Source organism: Pseudomonas sp. CP-1 (genome assembly GCF_021213715.1).
GTDB lineage: Bacteria > Pseudomonadota > Gammaproteobacteria > Pseudomonadales > Pseudomonadaceae > Pseudomonas > Pseudomonas aeruginosa.
This window is the reverse complement of record NZ_JAJQKY010000007.1, coordinates 241,555-260,910: the sequence shown is the minus strand read 5'-3', so window position 1 is coordinate 260,910 and position 19,356 is coordinate 241,555. Positions and strand designations below refer to the sequence as shown.

General features: G+C 54.7%; 12 protein-coding genes and 4 pseudogenes. 13 read left to right on the top strand and 3 right to left on the bottom strand.

Going from position 1 to position 19,356, the window contains the following annotated elements; translation table 11 throughout:
- Positions 1–30: 30 nt before the first annotated feature.
- A complete protein-coding gene (locus LT948_RS16925; protein WP_021018613.1) occupies positions 31–2,619 on the bottom strand; it encodes an autotransporter family protein in 2,589 nt (862 codons plus the stop codon).
- 539 nt (positions 2,620–3,158) lie between these two features.
- On the opposite strand from LT948_RS16925, the gene LT948_RS16920 reads away from it, so the two are divergent.
- The 7 genes and pseudogenes from LT948_RS16920 to LT948_RS16890 form a co-directional block, all read left to right on the top strand.
- A complete protein-coding gene (locus LT948_RS16920) occupies positions 3,159–4,484 on the top strand; it encodes a hypothetical protein (protein WP_232197102.1) in 1,326 nt (441 codons plus the stop codon).
- Between the two features lie 476 nt (positions 4,485–4,960).
- Positions 4,961–5,251, top strand: coding sequence for a hypothetical protein (locus LT948_RS16915; protein ID WP_232197101.1), 291 nt, complete (start codon positions 4,961–4,963; stop codon positions 5,249–5,251).
- A 98-nt stretch (positions 5,252–5,349) separates the two neighbouring features.
- Entirely contained in the window at positions 5,350–6,942 is a 1,593-nt protein-coding gene (locus tag LT948_RS16910; RefSeq protein WP_232197100.1) for a methyl-accepting chemotaxis protein, read from the top strand.
- A gap of 28 nt (positions 6,943–6,970) precedes the next feature.
- Positions 6,971–8,344, top strand: a pseudogene (locus LT948_RS16905) (putative bifunctional diguanylate cyclase/phosphodiesterase); the annotation flags it as partial.
- Between the two features lie 146 nt (positions 8,345–8,490).
- Positions 8,491–9,000: pseudogene (locus tag LT948_RS16900) on the top strand (transposase); the annotation flags it as partial.
- 4 nt (positions 9,001–9,004) lie between these two features.
- Positions 9,005–9,355, top strand: a pseudogene (locus LT948_RS16895) (EAL domain-containing protein); the annotation flags it as partial.
- Between the two features lie 652 nt (positions 9,356–10,007).
- Positions 10,008–10,772: pseudogene (locus tag LT948_RS16890) on the top strand (IS1380-like element ISPa33 family transposase); the annotation flags it as partial.
- Positions 10,773–10,974: 202 nt separating this feature from the next.
- Here LT948_RS16890 and LT948_RS16885 read toward each other — a convergent pair.
- Entirely contained in the window at positions 10,975–11,250 is a 276-nt protein-coding gene (locus LT948_RS16885) for a type II toxin-antitoxin system RelE/ParE family toxin (protein ID WP_057425920.1), read from the bottom strand.
- Positions 11,250–11,522: a CopG family ribbon-helix-helix protein gene (locus LT948_RS16880; protein ID WP_015060662.1), complete on the bottom strand. Its 273-nt coding sequence runs from the start codon at positions 11,520–11,522 to the stop codon at positions 11,250–11,252. Before LT948_RS16880 ends, LT948_RS16885 begins: the two co-directional genes overlap by 1 nt.
- Before the next feature lie 245 nt (positions 11,523–11,767).
- Here LT948_RS16880 and LT948_RS16875 point away from each other — a divergent pair, with 245 nt between their 5' ends.
- From LT948_RS16875 to LT948_RS16850, 6 genes are all read left to right on the top strand, one after another.
- Entirely contained in the window at positions 11,768–12,286 is a 519-nt protein-coding gene (locus LT948_RS16875; RefSeq protein ID WP_083188299.1) for a GNAT family N-acetyltransferase, read from the top strand.
- A gap of 82 nt (positions 12,287–12,368) precedes the next feature.
- Positions 12,369–12,602, top strand: coding sequence for a hypothetical protein (locus tag LT948_RS16870; RefSeq protein ID WP_232197099.1), 234 nt, complete (start codon positions 12,369–12,371; stop codon positions 12,600–12,602).
- Positions 12,603–12,610: 8 nt separating this feature from the next.
- Positions 12,611–13,591 (top strand): IS5 family transposase, encoded by a 981-nt coding sequence (locus LT948_RS16865; RefSeq protein WP_061203968.1) that lies wholly within the window; start codon positions 12,611–12,613, stop codon positions 13,589–13,591.
- A gap of 515 nt (positions 13,592–14,106) precedes the next feature.
- Positions 14,107–14,667 carry a recombinase family protein gene (locus LT948_RS16860; RefSeq protein WP_065348730.1) on the top strand — a complete coding sequence of 187 codons (561 nt, stop codon included), beginning with the start codon at positions 14,107–14,109 and terminating at the stop codon, positions 14,665–14,667.
- A 3-nt stretch (positions 14,668–14,670) separates the two neighbouring features.
- Positions 14,671–17,637: a Tn3 family transposase gene (locus LT948_RS16855; protein WP_232197098.1), complete on the top strand. Its 2,967-nt coding sequence runs from the start codon at positions 14,671–14,673 to the stop codon at positions 17,635–17,637.
- 231 nt (positions 17,638–17,868) lie between these two features.
- Entirely contained in the window at positions 17,869–19,344 is a 1,476-nt protein-coding gene (locus LT948_RS16850) for a hypothetical protein (RefSeq protein WP_069953420.1), read from the top strand.
- The last annotated feature ends 12 nt before the right edge of the window (positions 19,345–19,356 follow it).

Below are 19,356 nucleotides of genomic sequence, written 5' to 3'. Positions count from 1 at the left end.
GTGATTTGCGGAACGACTTCCTGGTATGTCCTAGAAGTCGTAGCGAGCTTTCAGCGAGAAGGTGTCGGCGTTGAAGTCGGCTTTGCGCAGGTAGTTGTACGAGGCACCGAAGGTCATGGCACCGACGCTGTACTCCGCGCCTACGCCAGCCTCGTAGCTGTTGCGAGTCGGCTTGGCGGCGTTGCTGACGAAGGCGTTGCCACCCAGTACGAATGCGCTGGTGGTGTCAGCCTGGTCGGCGGCGAAGTCGTGGTAGGTCATCAGGGTGACTTCCGGCTTCAGAGTGCCGTTGCCGACGTTGAAGTCCTTGGCGAAGCGCACACCGGCGCCCAGCTCGGCAACTTCGATGCGCTGGCCATCTACCGACAGTGCCGCGGAGGAGCCCTTCTCGGTGTAGCCGTCGATCTTCAGGTTGCTGTAGCGCAGGGCTGCACGAGGTTCGACGATGTAGCCGTCACCCACGTTGAAGCCGTAGCCGCCCAGGACGTTCAGGCCGAACAGGTCGGAATCGTAGTCGCCCTTCGCGGTGGTGCCAGCGATGTGACGCTTGGATTCGTTGTCGTTCTTGCCGAAGGTCAGGCTGGCGTCGACGAAGACCGGACCTTGCTTCCAGCTGCCGTAGGCGATCAGAGCCTGGCTCTTCACATCGGTGCTGTTGCCGTCGTCGGAGTCGACATCGCTGGTGGCGTAGCTGTAGGCCAGACCGAGGGTGGTCTGCTCGTTCAGCTTGCCGTCGGCGCCGATGATGATGCCATCAGTATCGGCGCTGAAGCCTTCGATCTGATTGCGACGGTTTTGGTCGGCATCGCTATGCAGGGCCTTGATCCATACACCGGTTTCTTGCAGAACGTCGCCGGAGGACATGCCAGACGAGGAGCCCAGACGGGAGTTGATGGCGTTGGAAACCAGCGATTGGGTACCCATCGCAGCTTGGGTAGCGCCGCCGTTCACCTGGGGTGCCAGTTGCTCGGCCAGCTTGGCGAGTTCAGCTTCAGAAGCGTTGGCGAAGGCCTGGAAGACCTGGTCGTCGCTGCTCATGTTGCCCATGACCGAGTCCACGAAAGGAGTGATGGCGTTCAGCGCGTTACGGCTGGAGCCCTGGCCTTTCAGGATGTCCTGAGCGGCGTCACCGGTTTTGCCGGTAACCACGGCGGTGACCAGCTGCTCGCCGATTTCGTAGGACTTGACCTGCAGCAGAGCGGAGCTGCTCTTTACTTCGAGCCCAGAGTTCTGAATGTCGTCCGCTGATACCAGGGTATACGCAGTGCCCTGGCGGGTACCGGTGAAGTCGCCCGGGTTGGCGGTGACATTTAGCTTGCTGCCGGCAGCGAAACTGGCGGTGCCGTCGACGCTGACCACCGGAGTGTTCACGTTGGTGCTGTCGCTCAGGCGGACCTGCAGAGCTGCTCCGGAGGCGATGCTCAGGTTGCCGGTCAGGTCGGTGTGAAGGTTCGACAGGTTCAGTTGGCCGCCCTTGATCTGAACGTCATCGGCTTCGATTTCGCCACCGATGAAGTTGGCGTTGCCATTGACCTGCATGGAGTCCAGGCCTTCGATGTCGCCGGCGATGGTACCGCCGTTGAAGCGAAGGATGGTCTGCATGTTGCCATCGATGGATTTCTCGCCACCCTGAATCAGGCCGCCGTTCTGGGTGATGATGAAGTGGTCCGTACCGCTGCCATTGCCCGGGCGATTGCCGATCTGGATGGCGATGCCGTCGGCAACGATGTTGCCGCTGTTCACGATGCCGTTGTTGCCCAGGTCGGAGTTGGGGCCGGTGGAGTCCATCACCAGGATGCCGCGAGAGTCGGCACCGCGAGCGATGATGAGGCCGGTGTTGACGATGGCGTTGTAGTGGGTGTCGTCGACGGAAATGCCGATCGCATTGTCGCCCGCAGCGGAAATGCCGCCGTTGTTCAGGATGTCGTGGCCAAACTGCACGTCGTCCAGTTCGATGCCGATGGAGTTGTCGCCGGACACCGAGATGTTGCCCTTGTTTTCAACATCGGCGCCGATCTTGGTCTGGTTGTTCAGGTCAGCGCCGTTGGAGAAGGCGGTAATACCCTTCGCGCCTTCACCAGTGGCGACGATGTTGCCGCTGTTGATGACATCGCCTTCCAGCTTCGTGTTGCCGATCTCGATACCACGGGCTTTGTCGGTTTCTACGCCGTCCGGATCATCCAGGACGTCGATATTGCCGTTGTTGATCAGGCTGTTGGCACGGACGCCGTCCATCACGATACCGACCGCGCCGGCCCCGGTCAGGTCGATGTTGCCGTTGTTGATGATGTCGCCGGTGACTTCGGTTCGAGTGGCGTTCTGGTCGTCGCTGATGTCCAGGTCCAACCCGTCGACAGCCGAGCCGCGGGCGGTGATGTTGGCGTTGTTGACCAGATTGCCGTTGATCTTCACGCCTTCGAAGCCAACCCCATCCTCGCCTTCGATGCGCTGAGCATTGCCAGTCAGGGTGACGTTTCCGTGTTCGCTGAGCGACAGGGCGACTTCGGTATCACCGCTGACATCCTGGGTCAGGTCGGTTACGCCCGAGACAGCGTATACGTGAGTGCTTGCTGCGATCGATGCCGCCAGCAGAGTCTTGCGCAGGGTGCTCTTGTTCACAGGTACTTCATTCCTTGTCTGATGGTTTTCAGCCTCCTTGCACCTGACGAAGTCTCTACTTCGGGCATCGTAGCAGTGGAGGTGAATGGCCAGCATAACGAGGCAAGCTGTGGATTCAAGCCAAGACGCGCTTTTTTTGGCGCCATTTTGCCAGCATTTTCATTTCTCATATTCGGGAATGAATCTGGCGTTATGGTCAAGAAAAATCAGTGGTTTATCAAACCTCCAGGGCTTCAAAGGCCGATTTTCGGCGGAAAATTGGCGCCCGATATTTGGATGTGAAGCTTTTCACAGATGGCATGGCCTAGTAATATCACTGCCCGATGTCTCAGAGCAGACACATAAAGCTCCGCGCGTATGCGATTACGCAACCGTGGGGTCCGTTGAAATGAGGGGGGAGCAGTGCTCTCTACTAAAGCCGGTACCAGCCTGTGGCTCGGTTCCTTCGCCTCCATTCGCCGAGAGCGAAGGGACGGTTTCTGCTTTAGTAGAGCGCACCTTTTTGGGTGTTCCCCCCTGATCCATTGGAGGGGGGTACCATGCTGTCGAGTGCGACGATTTCTGTCGATGATCTTCAGGCCAGGGCGCTGGCCGCGGATGAGGCTGCAAAGCAGGAGTTTCGGAACAAGGTTCTCTCGTATGCGAACGACTTCAGATTCGCGCTGAAAGAAGCCAGCCGCCTGTTAGGAGTTAGTGCCGGGTTCCTTCGCAATTATGCCGCCCGGAACAACATCGAGTTCTCAGATCCTGAGCTCCGAACCAAAGAGGAGAGCAAGTCGATCTTCAAGCAGTACGAGGAGATCCGCTTGTCTAAGGAACCCAAGCGCGTTGAGCCGCGAAAGCCGTTGCTCAAGCCAGACGAACTCCAGTTACCGCCGCAACTCGACCTGCTTTCCAAGAAAGCGCACTGGGAGCGCCAGAACAAGTTCCTGGAGCGCGTCCAAGAGCTGGCCCAGACCATGACCATGAAAGAGGTCAGCAAACTGGTTGGTGTCAGCCTTCGTTTCCTCAAGAACTTCTCCTACGAACACGACATTGAGTTCGTGGGTTCCAAAGCCCGGCCGGTTAATGAGGCGCTGTCCCCTGTCTTCATCGCTGAAGAGCCGCCTTGCCCCAAACTGATCCAGTTCCTGTCCCGCCCCATGCCTCGGGCAACCGACATCTACGAGGACGAGATCACCGAGAGCGAAGAAGTCCTGAACACCGAGCAGGTCGACAGCCTCGCGATTGTAGAGGCCGTCACCGCCCCCGAATCGAGCGAGTGCACAGCACCCACTGAAGCTCAGGTGGAGGTCGTTCAGGACCAGAGTGTGGGTGGGAATTCAGAGTTCGATCGTTATAGTCCGAAAGCTCCTGCACTCCGGAGTGATACCGACTTGAACATCCTTACCCTCCCCCACAATCGGGCTGATGAGACAATATCGACATCAGCTTCCGTTGACCAACTAACCGCCGCCGGAGCCTCTCCAGGCATCAACGGTGAGCGTTTACTGGGCAACCTTCCACTGCCAGCGACATTTGTGAATCAGAGGAGCCAGGGCGCAGCCTGGACGGCCTGGTATGGTTCAGCAAAAGCGGTGGCCAGCGTATTTGAACAGATATGCAAAGCGAAGATCTCCGCCCTCGGCGATACGCGGATGCTGATGCGTGTACCGCCCCACGCCGCGCTGACCTCGTTGTTCATTTCTCCGCAGTGCTTCACCGCGATCGTGGACGCATTTCCGGCCGATGAAGCAGCCAATCTTTTCCCCGCTAGCCGCTTGGAGGCCAACCTCAAGCATTTGCTCGGTGCTGAAGTGGGAGAGATAGGGGAGCCCACAGGATTCGGAAAAAATCGTACGCTAAGATATTGTGGACAACCATAGTAGTCGAAACGCCTGTCCTCTAGCCTGTGGCCAGATCGCACTGCGCAGTGGTTTAGCCGAACCTCTTGGAATCACGACGACCCTCCGAGTTAAGCACGGGCACGCGTTCGCCTTCATCCCAACCCAAAGTCGAGCGCACCAGCCGGGCAGTCGTCGTAGGTATCGTCGGCCAGTACCGACTCCACTTTATAGGGAGTGAGCGTGGCTAGATCAATCACTCTCGACCACTGCCATAGTGCATCGGTCACAGTGGTTCAGGCTGCTGGGAAGCACTGTGGCCGGGCGCGAACTCCCGCACCCGGCTGCCGATGAATGAAGGGTGATCCTATGGCGCGGATACCGTATCCCCAGCATTTCCTGTCTCAAGAATAACAATTGAAGGACGATATACTTAATATCACTGGTAGCTTCGAGTCATCAGTGATGAACCGTCCGCATCTTGGTACGGCGATGCCGTCATCCAGGATGAGCTAAAAATGCGGGAATTGCAGAGGGTGATGACGTTGATCTATAGCTTCAGTCAGGCGGTTCTCAATCGCGAGGCTTCTAGGCTTCTAGGCGTAGCTAATCAAATGAGGGAGCAAGCCACTCTACTCGAAAACTGCGGATACAACGATCTGGCCAATTCGATTTTGTTGGAATTTGACAAGCTTATGCTCGTGATTGAACAGATTTATGAAGCCATGGATCAGGAAGTCATGGATCAGCTTGGTAACAACGCTAGTCCTGGGGGGGGGGGTATGAGCGCCTCGAATGAAAAGCATTAACCATATATAAACATAATTGTCAATAGGGATTTTGGCGTAGACTGCAACCTGCTGCATGATGTTATTATGCCATCATGCGCGCCTAGAGAATTTAATTAATGAAGTCGGTCAGTCGGTCAGTCGGTCGGTCAGTCAGTCGGTCGGTCACATCTGTTGAACAGGTATTCCCCGCTTCAGAACGTTTGATTTCAGCGACTGATCCGAGTGGGAAAATCATTTACTGCAATGATGAATTTGCAAGCATAAGTGGCTACACCCGTGAAGAGTTGGTGGGCAGCCCGCATAATTTGGTTCGACATCCCGATATGCCTCCCGCTGTTTTTGGGATTATGTGGAGTTATCTGAAGGCTGGCAAAAGCTGGATGGGTATTGTAAAAAATCGCTGCAAAAATGGTGACTATTATTGGGTCAGCGCTTATGTCACGCCAATCATCGAAAACGGCTCATTAACGGGTTATGAGTCTGTTCGAGTCAAGCCAAGTCGAGAACAAATAGAGCGCGCACAAACGATTTATGCTCGCTTGCGAACAGGTAAAGACGCCGTCCCACTGAACCATCACTGCGCAGTGTTCCTCGCAAAACTGGCTTTACCGATTATTGCGGCAACACTTTCGGTTTGCGCATCAACACTACTCCCAGGCGCGCTAGATCAAGCAGTAACAGCCGGGCTTTTTCTTGGTATGGGATGGTGGTTGTATAAGAGAGAGGGAAACTTAATTAACCAGATTATTCAAAGTGTCCCTAATGCATTTTCAGATCCGGTAAGCGCTCTTACATATAGTGACAGATACGGCGCTTCAGCAAGATTAGAAATGATATTGCTAAGCGAGGATGCGCGCCTTAAAACTGCCCTCACTCGATTAGGTGATCTAGCTAGCCAGGTGGCCGAAGCCGCTGCTGACTCGTCCTTGCTCTCTAACCAAACTGAACATGCCTTACTGGAACAGCGAGCTGAAACGGACATGACGGCAGCTGCCATGACAGAGATGTCAGCATCAATCAACGAAGTAGCCGGACATGTGCAACAAACGGCCAATGAAGCGCAAACCGCAAATGAACTGGCTGAACAAGGGGATAGAGTCGCGGGGACTTCCCGTGAGGCGATACAGCTTCTTGCGACTACAGTAACGAATATCAGTACTGCCGTAGATAACCTTGCCAGCGAAACGCAGCAAATTATGTCTGCCGCAGAGGTGATTCAATCGATCGCAGATCAAACGAACTTACTTGCACTCAACGCAGCCATTGAAGCTGCTAGAGCTGGTGAGCAGGGGCGCGGTTTCGCGGTGGTTGCCGACGAAGTTCGAGCCTTGGCCAGTAAAACCCGCGTGTCAACTCAGCAAATCCAAAGCGTCATCGAAAGCCTCAAAAAAGGTGCAGATGAAGCTGTTGATATTGCAAAATTGGGTATTCGCGAGGCAGACCACGGCGTACGACAAGTTATTGAAGCCCAAAGTGCTCTTCAAGGGATTCGTGAGGCTGTTGAACGGATCACTGGAATGAGCCAGCAAATGGCAGCGGCCGCAGAAGAACAAGCCCATGTCGCCGAGGATATTGCTCGCCAGATAAACAATGTCGCCGGGACGGTTGAGAAAACAGCGAACAATGCCCACTCCGCAGTGATTCGAGGCGGTGAACTTGAAAACACATCCCGTGGGCTGCACGCATTGGTCGAGCGCTTCAACAGATAGTGTCTTGTGGTGTGAGTGAGGTTCAGAAATGAGTCAAGGATACCGTGCGGCAGTAGATGCGGCTGCTATTTTTTCAGAAACAGACATGGCGGGAAACATTACTTATGTCAACGAACAATTCTGTGCTATTTCTGGATATAGCGCGCACGAGTTGATCGGGCAAAATCATCGTATCCTGAATTCATCTCTGCATCCACCTGAGTTCTTTGCGGAATTGTGGAAAACAATATCGTGCGGAAAAGTTTGGAAAGGTGAAATTTGTAATATTCGTAAGGACGGTACTCTGTATTGGGTAGAAAGCACCATCGTGGCCACCTACGATGGCAAAGCCAACGTACGTAAATACGTTTCTATCCGCTTCGACGTAACAGAAAAGCGAAAGCTGATGGAAGTATTGCAGTGGCGCGCAGATCATGATGTATTAACCGGTTTGCCTAATCGTTCTTTGCTAAACGACCGGTTTAAACAGTCTGTCGCCGCAACACATAGGAATCACAGTTCGCTTGCTGTGTGTATCCTCGACCTCGATGGCTTTAAATTGATCAATGATCGATACGGCCACGCGATAGGTGATCGTTTGTTGGTAGAGGTGAGCGAACGTCTGAAAAAAAACATTCGGGGTGAAGATACTGTCGCACGGTTAGGTGGAGATGAGTTCGTAATTCTTTTGGGCTTATTGAATACGAATGAATTAGAAATGGCGATGGAGAGGATTTTAACGTCTATTTCCCTTGCATATACAATCGACGGTATAGAGCTTAATATTTCTGCAAGTATCGGCGTCACCCTCTACCCAAAAGATGACGCCGATATAGACTCGCTCCTACGTCATGCAGATCAGGCTATGTATAGAGCTAAACTGAGAGGTCGTAACTGCTTTCATTTGTTCAATATGCTGCTGNACTCGCTCCTACGTCATGCAGATCAGGCTATGTATAGAGCTAAACTGAGAGGTCGTAACTGCTTTCATTTGTTCAATATGCTGCTGGATAATGAAGCCAGAACAGCTTTCGAGACCGTGGTACTTGTTAGCAAAGCTTTACGTAATGAAGAGTTATGCTTGCATTACCAGCCAAAAATAAATCTGAGCAGCGGGACAGTTACTGGTTATGAAGCCTTGCTGCGCTGGCAGCATCCGCAAGAGGGTATAATCTATCCGCAAAACTTCATCCCGTTTGTTGAACAAACTAATCTGATTGTAGATATTGGCAACTGGGTTATTGAGCAGGCATTAACTCAAATCAGTCGCTGGGCGGAGGTTGGTCAGACTTGGGGTGTGGCCGTGAATATTGCAGCCTTACATTTTCAACGAGAAGATTTTGTCGAGAACTTGAAAGATTTATTATCCCGTTTTCCAAATTCCGCACCGCAGTTGTTAGATATAGAGATTGTCGAATCAGTAATGTTNGGATAATGAAGCCAGAACAGCTTTCGAGACCGTGGTACTTGTTAGCCCGGATTTCTCATGACCGCATAAACAAAAACGGCTGAAAGCCTTATGATTCTTGTCGCCAAACAAAGCCCCATAAGTCTTCAGCCGCGCACAAAATGCTACCAGAAAAACTCCACTTTTCACCCCTCTCTCGCCGCCTCGTCGAGGCCTCTTTCACCGGTGGTCACATCACCTCGGATGCGGGCTTGTTGCTGCTGCGCGAGGTCGACCAGCAACATGGCTTGACCCGCCGCCTGGCCAAAATCGTTCCCGATCGGCGTGATCCTGGGCGTGTCCAGCACGGACTGCAGACACTGCTCGCCCAGCGTATCTATGCACTGGCCGCCGGCTACGAGGATCTCAACGATCATGACGGCCTGCGCCATGACTACGCGCTGCAGACTGCGGTCAACCGCCTGCAACCGCTGGCCGGCAAATCCACTCTGGGGCGCCTGGAACAGCAAGCCGATCGCGAAACGGTGGTGCAAGCCCATCGCCTGCTGTGGGAGCACTTCATCGCCCAGCATGACCAGGCGCCGGCTGAGATCGTGCTCGACTTCGATGCGACCGATGTGCCGGTGCATGGTGATCAGGAAGGGCGCTTCTTCCATGGCTATTACGACCATNAAAAAACTTGGCGTTACATTTTCAATGGATGATTTTGGGACTGGGTACTCCTCGCTGAGTTATCTCAAACAGCTCGAGACGCAATCAATCAAGATTGATCAATCATTTATTCGTGGAATACTTGTCGACAAAAACAGTCTATTATTGACGATAGCTATTATTGGCTTAGCTAAGTCATTTAATAGAGAAGTTATTGCCGAAGGCGTGGAGTCGGTGGAGCAAGCTAAACTTTTGATGCGGCTAGGTTGCGACTCCGCACAGGGCTATAGTTTTGCGAAACCTATGCCGGTGGAAGATGTTATCGGCTGGGCTGAACAGTTTGTACCAATTCATCTATCCATGAGTTCCGAATAGATTTAAAAGGCTGAAGTCAATAAGCCAATTAAGATACAGAGCGTTTATAGATAAGTTGACATCCGGAGTGTTGAAGTGCAGTAAGTACGAGCCTCTTCGCTCTTGTTTTGATGATAAAACTTATCATCACTAACTTGGTCATCACTGAAATAAACTTGGCGACAGTGCTTTTCTGCCAATTTACTGCTCAACATCAATATTTTCGCTCCTGACTTCGTCATACTCTGCATCACGGGCCTCCATACTTTGGTCAAAATTGAGGCATTATCGATCAAACTGATGCGCAGCTAACGAGCTGATATCGGCGTCCTAGGAATCATATGTTAAATGCCAAGCCAGAAACCCAAAAGAAAAAAGTCACGGTAGCTGTCAAGCTTCGCCCAGCAACGTTCTACACTCTGGAGGGATGGCTCTTGCTTGGGGGCGCGAACCTGCCTGAACCGTCAACCCTAGCTAGTTTCTTAGAAAACCTTGCTGATACGTGGGCGCGCGACGTAATTAACCAAAATCCTGCTGAAGCAGGACAGCTACGCTCACTTAGGCGTCTACCACTGCCTTTCAATCCGGTTGATGCTGACCCGAAAAAGTCTGATCGTTAACCAATTATTTCGAGCAGATCTGATGCTGAAAAAAATATCCACATCGCAAGTANGGTCGCCATCTGCTGGTGAGCTATTTGCGCCCGAGCAACATCGATGGCGCCCGACACAGTTGGGCCATCCTGGCACTGCTGGTCAAGTTCATTCGCCGCTTCTGGCCAGAGACCCGCATCGTGTTCCGCGGTGACGGCGGTTTTTGCCGACATCGCATGCTCGACTGGTGTGACCGCAAGCAGGTGGATTATGTGGTGGGTCTGGCCCGCAACACCCGCCTGCAGCGGATGGCGGCGCCGGCCATGCAAGCTGTCGCCGAGGCCTACCAAGAAACCGGGCAGAAGATGTCCGGCGTGTATCGCTTCCTCTATCAGGCCGGTAGTTGGCGTAGGCGCCGCCTGGTCGTGTCGCGCCTGGAACATGGCGAGCAGGGTGCCAATCCACGCTTCATCGTCGTGTCCCGCTTTGCCGAGGATGCTGCCCAGCAGTACTACGAAGACTACTGCGGCCGTGGCGACATGGAGAATCGGATCAAGGACCAACAGTTGGATCTGTTCGCCGACCGCACCTCCAGCCCACGCTGGTGGACCAACCAGTGGCGGCTGATGCTGTCGGCCTTTGCCTATGTGCTGTTCGAACGGCTACGCGATCATCTCCAGGGCACCGCATTGGCGCGCATGAGCATCCATAACCTGCGCTTGAAACTGCTCAAGATCGGTGCGGTGATCATTCGCAACAGCCGGCGCATCCGCGTGCTGATCAGCGAGGCCTATCCGCATCAGGAACTCTTTGCGGGGCTGGTTGCCCGCCTCAAGCCGACCTGAACAGGCGGGCGCCCCCGGCCCGGCTCAATGGGGGAAAGGGGGCAGTGCGCCCCATACGCGGGAATTGAATAAAAAACGATCAATTTTTAGCGGTGGAAGGCAGGTTGTTGATACACCGAGNGAGCCTACAGAATTCGGAAAAAATCGTACGCTAAGGTTTTCCGATCAGTCGTAGGCCCGCCAGTTGGTGTGTTCCGTTCCTCTATCGGTCTTCGCGGGTGTGCCACAGGCGCAGCAGGTAAATAGTTGAATCCGCTACCTCGTAACGCATCTCGTATTGGCCGATCTGAATTCGGCGTACGTCCTTTGGCTCGAACTCCTCTAGGCGTTCGCCAATGCGCGGGTTAGTCAGAAGCGTGGTAGGTGCTGTGGTGAGTTGCTGCACTACTCGTGCTGCGGCAGGTTGATTCGCCAAGGCCAGAAACTCGTATAGCCTGGTAATGTCGGAAAGCGCCTTGCTTGTCCACTTCAATTCCATCAGCGCGGCACCGGCAACGGAGTGTCGGTGCTAAGACTGTCAGCCCAGGCCTGGACGGCTTGGTGATCAATAACGCGTCCAGCGTCAACATCAGCCAAGGCCTCACGGGTCAGGCGACTACGCTCTTCTTCCTGGTCTATCCAAGCAGACAGGGCTTGCTTGACGATCCAGTTTTTAGAGCGCTCCAGACGCTCAGCCATCAAATCGACTTTTTCCGCCAGCTGAACCGGAACGTGAGCTGTGACAGATCGGGTTTTGGCGGTGGTTGCCATATGCGGTTAGTCCTGATTCGTTTCGATTTAAATATAATCATAGTGAATAATAATGTGTCGTCAAGCGTGATGTCAGGTTGGGCTATACTCTAAACTGACGTCAGGGCACCTTCTAGCAATCCGTCAGTTTAGGGCCCTGAAACTATAATGTTGACACCTGATAGCAAAGGTTATAGATTTCAGCCTTACACAATCGGTAAAATTCTCGACTTTTGCGCTTGCGGAAGTACCAAGGGGAGAGTCTTATGAATCAAATTGATTTGAAGAGTCCCTGTGAATGCTCGGACTATGAAATTGATGATTTCATGCGCCTGGTTACGGAAGGGTGCGAGGTGGCAGTTGGTGGGCTACGGAAAAGGGTAATGGCTGCCAAACACTTAGTTTTCCTGCGCACCGATGGACAGTTGGTTGGAGTAGCTGCAATGAAGAATCCCCATGATGGGTATCGTCTGAGGGTGGCTAATGCATCTGGGGTTCCGTTAGTGAAGCAGGAATTCCCTTATGAGCTGGGTTGGGTATTTGTCGTCCCTGCTGCTAGAGGCAATGGTTACGCGCACGCTCTCGCAAAAGCCGCAGTAACACATGTAAACAAAAATGGAATTATTGCTACATCAAGAACTGACAACTTGGCGATGCATCGTATCTTGATCCATCTCGAATTCACTCCGTCAGGATCCACATATTGTTCAACCCTCGACAACTATAAGTTGCAACTTTTTTTACGAGAGTCCCGCGTACATTTCCTGTCTGTAAACCGAATTTAGATTTCATAGAGTTGCACAATTACATTTATGAATTGATCACATAAATTTCTTATCTAAAAATTTCAAAACCTGAGGATAATCCATGTGGTGGTTAATTACAGTCGCAGCCATAGCCATATTATTGGTCGTAGTCCGCTGGGGTGGGAGCGATGTCCGTTTTATTGGGCGAAGCATTGGTGTCGCACTGAATATCAAGCCTCATCTCATCGAGCAAATGGCCTTAAAAATGGGTCAGGAACGATCTTCAATGCTCGCTAAGGGAAATCCTGAAGAAGACTTCCCAAATCTGGTGAAATACGCCGACCCCGTTGCCTGAGTTTCCCGATGAAGCAGATGACCTTCGCCGACGCCGAGTACGCCGGCAAGCGTAAGCAGACCCGCAAGGAGTTGTTCCTGATCGAGATGGATCAGGTGGTGCCGTGGCAGGGACTGATTACTCTGATCGAGCCGCACTACCCGAAGGGCGAAGGTGGCCGTCCGGCGTATCCGTTGATGGCGATGCTGCGCGTGCACCTGATGCAGAACTGGTTCGGCTACAGCGACCCGGCTATGGAGGAAGCGCTTTACGAAACCAACATCCTGCGCCAGTTTTCTGGGCTGAGCCTAGAGCGCATCCCCGACGAAACCACCATCCTCAACTTCCGCCGCCTGCTGGAAAAGCATGAACTGGCGGCTGGGATTCTGGCCGTGATCAACGGCTACTTGGGCGATCGCGGCCTGTCGCTGCGCCAGGGCACCATCGTCGATGCCACACTGATCCACGCGCCGAGTTCGACCAAGAACCAGGACGGTAAGCGCGACCCGGAAATGCACCAGGCCAAGAAAGGTAATCAATGGTACTTCGGCATGAAGGCCCATATCGGGGTGGATGATGAGTCGGGCCTGGTGCATAGCATGGTAGGCACGGCAGCCAACGTGGCCGATGTCACTCAGGTCGATAAGCTGCTGCACGGCGACGAAAATGTGGTCTGTGCCGATGCTGGTTATACCGGAGTGGAGAAACGCCCCGAGCATGAAGGTCGCCAGGTCATTTGGCAGATTGCCGCCCGGCGCAGCACCTACCAGAAACTGGGCAAGCGTAGCGTTCTGTACAAAGCCAAGCGCAAGATCGAAAAAGCCAAGGCTCAAGTCAGAGCGAAGGTTGAGCACCCGTTCCGGGTGATCAAACGTCAATTCGGCTATGTGAAAACTCGCTTCCGTGGCCTGGCCAAGAATACGGCACAGTTGGTGACACTGTTTGCGCTGTCGAATCTATGGATGGCCCGTCGGCATTTACTGAGCAATGCAGGAGAGGTGCGCCTGTAATGTGGGGAATAGCCGCCGCGAGGTGTTCGCAGCGGCTAAAAAGACAGAAATGAGTTAGCGATCTGAGCATTTTTGATCGACTTGTCACTTTCAAAATCGGTGGTGGCCGAAGTCAGCCAAAAACATATGGCTACTTCAGACCATCCCTAAGCAGCTAAAAAGCTTCCCTACACAAACGATGCAGGCTGCTGTCACAACCACTTTTATCTACCAAATATCGTTGAATATGCATCCCAAAAACGTCAAGTGGTGGCAGCAACGAGTAGTAGAACGCGGTTTTGACCCTCGACTTAACCTAGAAAATGTTGAGATCGCATTTATGTACTTGCGGGATGCAGGGAGCGAATTTGATATTTTAACATCGCGGGCATTTTTGAGCTCATACATTGCCAAGTATGAAAGTTAGTGATTAGTCCCGAAACTTTATTACCCCCCCATTGTTAATTCCGTGACGTTATCAGCCATTTGCAAATAGAGCAGTGCGTCTTTCGCATCCGTAAATAGAGGGGACCCCCTTGCAAGGACAACGTATCGGTTATGTCCGGGTCAGCAGCTACGACCAGAACCCGGAGCGCCAGCTGGAGCAGGCCGAGGTGAACAAGCTGTTCACCGACAAGGCCTCTGGCAAAGACACCCAGCGTCCGCAACTGGAGGCCTTGCTCGGCTTCGTCCGCGAGGGTGACACCGTTGTCGTGCATAGCATGGATCGCCTGGCCCGCAATCTGGATGACCTGCGCCGCCTGGTGCAAAAGCTGACCAAGCGCGGCGTGCGTATCGAGTTTTTGAAGGAAGGCTTGGTTTTCACCGGTGAAGATTCGCCGATGGCCAACCTGATGCTGTCGGTCATGGGAGCCTTCGCCGAGTTCGAGCGAGCGCTCATTCGCGAGCGGCAACGCGAGGGCATCGCCCTGGCCAAGCAGCGCGGCGCTTACAGAGGCCGCAAGAAAGCCCTATCTGATGAACAGACCGTCATAGTCAGGCAACGGGCCGCTGCCGGTGAGCCGAAGGCCCAGTTGGCCCGTGAGTTCGGTATAAGTAGGGAAACCCTCTACCAGTACCTACGCACGGATGACTGACACATGCCTCGTCGCTCGATCCTTTCGGCCAGTGAACGCGACACCTTGCTTGCACTGCCGGACATTCAGGACGATCTGATCCGCTACTACACCTTCAACGAGTCCGACCTGTCGCTGATCCGTCAGCGACGAGGTGATGCCAATCGCCTCGGGTTTGCGATTCAGCTTTGCCTGCTGCGCTACCCCGGATACGCACTGGCCAGCGACAGCGTGTTGCCCGATCCGGTCATTGAGTGGGTGGCCCGACAGGTTCAGGTAGCTCCTGACAGTTGGGCAAAGTACGGTGAGCGCGATGTCACCCGCCGTGAACATGCCCAGGAGCTGCGCACCTACCTTGGCTTACTGCCGTTCGGGCTTTCCGACTTTCGTGCACTGGTACAAGAGTTGACCCACCTGGCCCAGCAGACCGACAAAAGCCTGTTACTCGCCGGGCAGGCCCTGGAGAGTCTGCGTCAACAACGGAGAATCTTGCCCTCCCTGACGGTGATTGATCGTGCCTGCTCCGAAGCCGTGGCACGAGCCAATCGGAGGATCTACCGTACCTTGATCAAGCCGCTGAATCAGTCGCATCGCAACAAGCTCGACGAATTGTTGACCCTCAAGGCGGGCAGCAATAGCACCTGGTTGACCTGGCTGCGGCAGTCACCATTGAAAGCGAATTCACGGCACATGATGGAGCACATCGAGCGGCTAAAGATTTTCCAACTGGTGGCCCTGCCCGAAGGGCTCGACCGGCACATCCACCAGAATCGCTTGCTCAAGCTTGCCCGTGAAGGTGGACAAATGACGCCGCAGGATCTGGGCAAGTTCGAAAATGAACGGCGCTACGCCACCTTGGTGGCCATGGTGCTGGAGAGCACCGCGACGGTGATCGATGAACTGGTTGAGCTGCACGACCGCATCCTGATCAAGCTGTTCAGCAGCGCCAAGAACAAGCATCAGCAGCAGTTCCAGAAGCAGGGCAAGGCGATCAACGACAAGGTTCGCCTCTACTCGAAAATAGGTCAGGCCTTGCTGGATGCCAAAGCGTCGGGTGACGATCCGTTCGCCGCCATCGAGGCCGTTTTACCTTGGGCTGAATTCGCCCAGAGCGTGACCGATGCCGAGCAGCTTGCACGCCCAGAAACGTTTGACCACTTGCACCTGGTCAGCGAGAACTTCAACACGCTGCGCCGCTACACCCCGGCTTTTCTGGAGGTACTTCAGCTACGGGCTGCACCCGCAGCGCAACGCGTGCTGGATGCTGTCCAGCAGCTGCGCGAGATGAACGCTGACAACCTGCGCAAGGTGCCATCGGACGCTCCAACCGCTTTTATCAAGCCGCGCTGGAAGCCGCTGGTGATCACGCCGGAAGGCATTGACCGGCGCTTTTACGAGATATGCGCCTTGTCCGAGCTAAAAAACGCGCTGCGCTCCGGCGACATCTGGGTCAAGGGTTCTCGGCAGTTCCGTGACTTTGAAGATTACCTGCTACCACCCGCAAAGTTTGCCGCGCTCAAGAAGGAACAGGCGCTGCCATTGGCGATCAACCCCAACAGCGACCAGTACCTGGAGGAACGTTTACAGCTGTTGGACGAGCAACTGGCGACCGTCGCCAAGCTGGCCAAGGACAACGAGTTACCTGACGCAATCCTCACCGAGTCCGGACTGAAAATCACGCCGCTGGATGCGGCAGTGCCGGACACCGCCCAAGCACTGATCGACAAGACCAGTCAGCTACTGCCGCGCATCAAAATCACCGAACTGCTGATGGATGTGGATGAGTGGACAGGCTTCACCCGCCACTTCACTCACTTGAAGGACGGTAGCCAGGCCAAGGATCGAACGCTGCTGCTGTCGGCAATCCTCGGTGATGCCATCAACATTGGGTTGACCAAAATGGCCGAGTCGAGCCCCGGCATGACCTACGCCAAGCTTTCTTGGCTGCAAGCCTGGCACATTCGCGACGAAACCTACTCGGCGGCGCTGGCCGAACTGGTCAACAGTCAGTTCAACCATGCCTTTGCGGCCAACTGGGGAGACGGCACCACCTCATCCTCCGATGGCCAGCGCTTCCGTGCAGGCGGTCGAGGCCAGAGCACGGGGCATGTAAACCCGAAGTATGGCAACGAGCCGGGACGGCTGTTCTACACCCATATCTCCGATCAGTACGCGCCGTTCAGCACCCGCGTGGTGAATGTCGGTGTGCGGGACTCGACCTACGTGCTCGATGGATTGCTGTATCACGAGTCAGATCTGCGGATCGAGGAGCACTACACCGACACGGCAGGCTTCACCGATCACGTCTTCGCTCTGATGCACCTGCTGGGATTTCGCTTTGCACCGCGCATCCGCGACCTAGGCGAAACCAAGCTGTATGTCCCACATAGTCTGCAGGACTACCCGACGCTGCGCCCGATGATCGGCGGCACGCTGAACATCAAGCACGTCCGTGCCCACTGGGACGAGATTCTGCGCCTGGCCACGTCGATCAAACAAGGCACTGTCACCGCCTCGTTGATGCTGCGCAAACTGGGGAGCTATCCGCGCCAGAACGGCTTGGCCGTGGCCCTGCGGGAGCTGGGCCGGATTGAACGCACGCTATTTATCCTGGACTGGTTGCAAAGTGTCGAGCTGCGTCGTCGCGTGCATGCAGGATTGAACAAGGGCGAGGCTCGCAATGCCTTGGCCAGGGCGGTGTTTTTCAATCGCCTCGGTGAAATCAGGGATCGGAGCTTCGAGCAGCAGCGCTACCGGGCCAGCGGCCTCAACCTGGTGACCGCCGCCATAGTGCTGTGGAACACGGTTTACCTGGAACGGGCCACCCAAGGGCTGGCTGATGCCGGGAAGCCGGTGGATAACGACCTATATCAGTATCTGTCGCCGTTGGGCTGGGAGCACGTCAACCTGACCGGCGATTACGTCTGGCGGCAGAGCCGCAAGCTGGAAGACGGGAAATTCAGGCCGTTACGACAGATCGGAAAACCTTAGCGTACGATTTTTTCCGAATTCTGTAGGCTCCCCGAGATACGATCACTCAGTAATGGAGGTAGCGCAGCGGAGGTTGCCCGGGCCGTAGAGTCGATCTGGCCTTGGACATCGCGTCTCCATGACCATGGCGGCTTTTCTCGGCACAACTGCGTAACCCTGCTAACGATTGGTGCTCTGCTGAAGGCATTCCACCGGCCCAATCTCGCGTCGACGGATGGGTTCCGCATCGACATGGCCATCACGACACTTCTGTCGCTGCTTCCTGACCCGCTGGATCGTCTGATCGCCACGTCGTCGACACGGGTTCGGCAGATTGGATATGCGGGCCTAGCGGGAGTCGAGGTGGCTGATGAAGCTGGTGCTGGAGAGTTTTGGCAGGCGGTAGGGACTGAAACCTTTATTGCCTGTGTCAATGAGGTCAAACGGCGGGCTCCCAAAATTGAGTCGGGCCTCACTCGCGTTTCGTCTTCGGAGCTGAAGGTTTTCGAACTGGAACGAACGCTTTTGGCGGCGCGCCCCGACTCCCAGGTGCTACACGAAATCTACTCCGACTTTGTCAGTAATACCGGCTCGCCCAACTGGAACAGCTTGCTCGACTCTCTGGAGTCCTACTCGGCCACGACCGAGATTCCGTTGGACGCCAAAGTCTTCACCCGTGATCTGTTCAACAAGCCTATTCAGAAACTGCCGACTCCAACCCTGGAGGCAGTACAAATCTTGCGAAAAGCCATCTGTACCAGTCTTCTGCAGGAGGAGCCTCTGGCGTTCCAACAGCGTGCAGAGAGGCAGATGGACGCAGTCCAGAAGGTTCAGTCGCAAATCAAGGATCTGGGTGACAACCTGACCGCGGCGAACATGCTCAAGCTGGCTGATCTTGCAGAGCAAGGCCGGACTCAAATACTGGCGAGTCGTGAGTGGTTCGAATCGGAAATAAAGACCTACGCGGCCGAGGTTCAGCACTGGCGAGAGTTCTTCGCAGATTGGCAACGCCTGGCGGCTCCTGCGGAGCAACTCAAGGAGAAGGCCAAGTCTAAAGGCAAAGAGCAGCCCGTTCAGGTAGTGGAGCCTGTTCCCGAATCTGACGTGGTGAAGGAGTTGCGAAGTGAGCTCGCTGATGCAGAGGACCGTAACCAGCATCTCGAGCAGGAGCTGAAGGTAGCGAAGAGTGAGGCTCATCGCCTTCGCCAGGCTGCGGATGCCCGGCCACTTCCCACTCAACAGTTCGCGCCTGAAGTCGAGCCATCTCTACTGCGCCGTATTGCAACTCGCAAGGGCATCACTCCGGTCGACGTCCTTGCGTACCTGCAGGTGACTTCCGGTGATCGCGTTGAGATTCTGGAGTCAGCGTGGAAGTCGGCGAAGGCGTCGGAGAAGTTTGCCTACTCCGAGCGCATGCTGGATCTGCTGGACACGCTGGTGAACCCCTACTTCGACTCCCTGGCTGCGGGCAACCCGGACTCTGTGTCACGCGAACTCCTTGGCGGCGCCTATGTCGCCAAGGAGTCGGATGCGACCAGCAATTGCGGCAAGATGCGCGCTCAGCGTGAATTCAGCTACCAAGGCCAGCGGATGTACTTCGAGCGTCATCTGCGGGTTGGATCTGGCATTGGCAACCAGGTGTGCATGCGCATTTACTTTCAGATCATCGATTCTAAGATCGTCATTGCGTACGCCGGAGAGCACCTGGAGATTGCCAGTACGAATTGAGCGGTGACGTCG

Coding starts and splice junctions, on each gene's coding strand:
- LT948_RS16915 (WP_232197101.1), top strand. CDS start 4,961: ATGCGGGAATTGCAGAGGGTGATGACGTTGATCTATAGCTTCAGTCAG.
- LT948_RS16870 (WP_232197099.1), top strand. CDS start 12,369: ATGTGGTGGTTAATTACAGTCGCAGCCATAGCCATATTATTGGTCGTA.
- LT948_RS16855 (WP_232197098.1), top strand. CDS start 14,671: ATGCCTCGTCGCTCGATCCTTTCGGCCAGTGAACGCGACACCTTGCTT.
- LT948_RS16875 (WP_083188299.1), top strand. CDS start 11,768: ATGAATCAAATTGATTTGAAGAGTCCCTGTGAATGCTCGGACTATGAA.
- LT948_RS16910 (WP_232197100.1), top strand. CDS start 5,350: ATGAAGTCGGTCAGTCGGTCAGTCGGTCGGTCAGTCAGTCGGTCGGTC.
- LT948_RS16885 (WP_057425920.1), bottom strand. CDS start 11,250: ATGGAATTGAAGTGGACAAGCAAGGCGCTTTCCGACATTACCAGGCTA.
- LT948_RS16880 (WP_015060662.1), bottom strand. CDS start 11,522: ATGGCAACCACCGCCAAAACCCGATCTGTCACAGCTCACGTTCCGGTT.
- LT948_RS16920 (WP_232197102.1), top strand. CDS start 3,159: ATGCTGTCGAGTGCGACGATTTCTGTCGATGATCTTCAGGCCAGGGCG.
- LT948_RS16865 (WP_061203968.1), top strand. CDS start 12,611: ATGAAGCAGATGACCTTCGCCGACGCCGAGTACGCCGGCAAGCGTAAG.
- LT948_RS16850 (WP_069953420.1), top strand. CDS start 17,869: ATGGCCATCACGACACTTCTGTCGCTGCTTCCTGACCCGCTGGATCGT.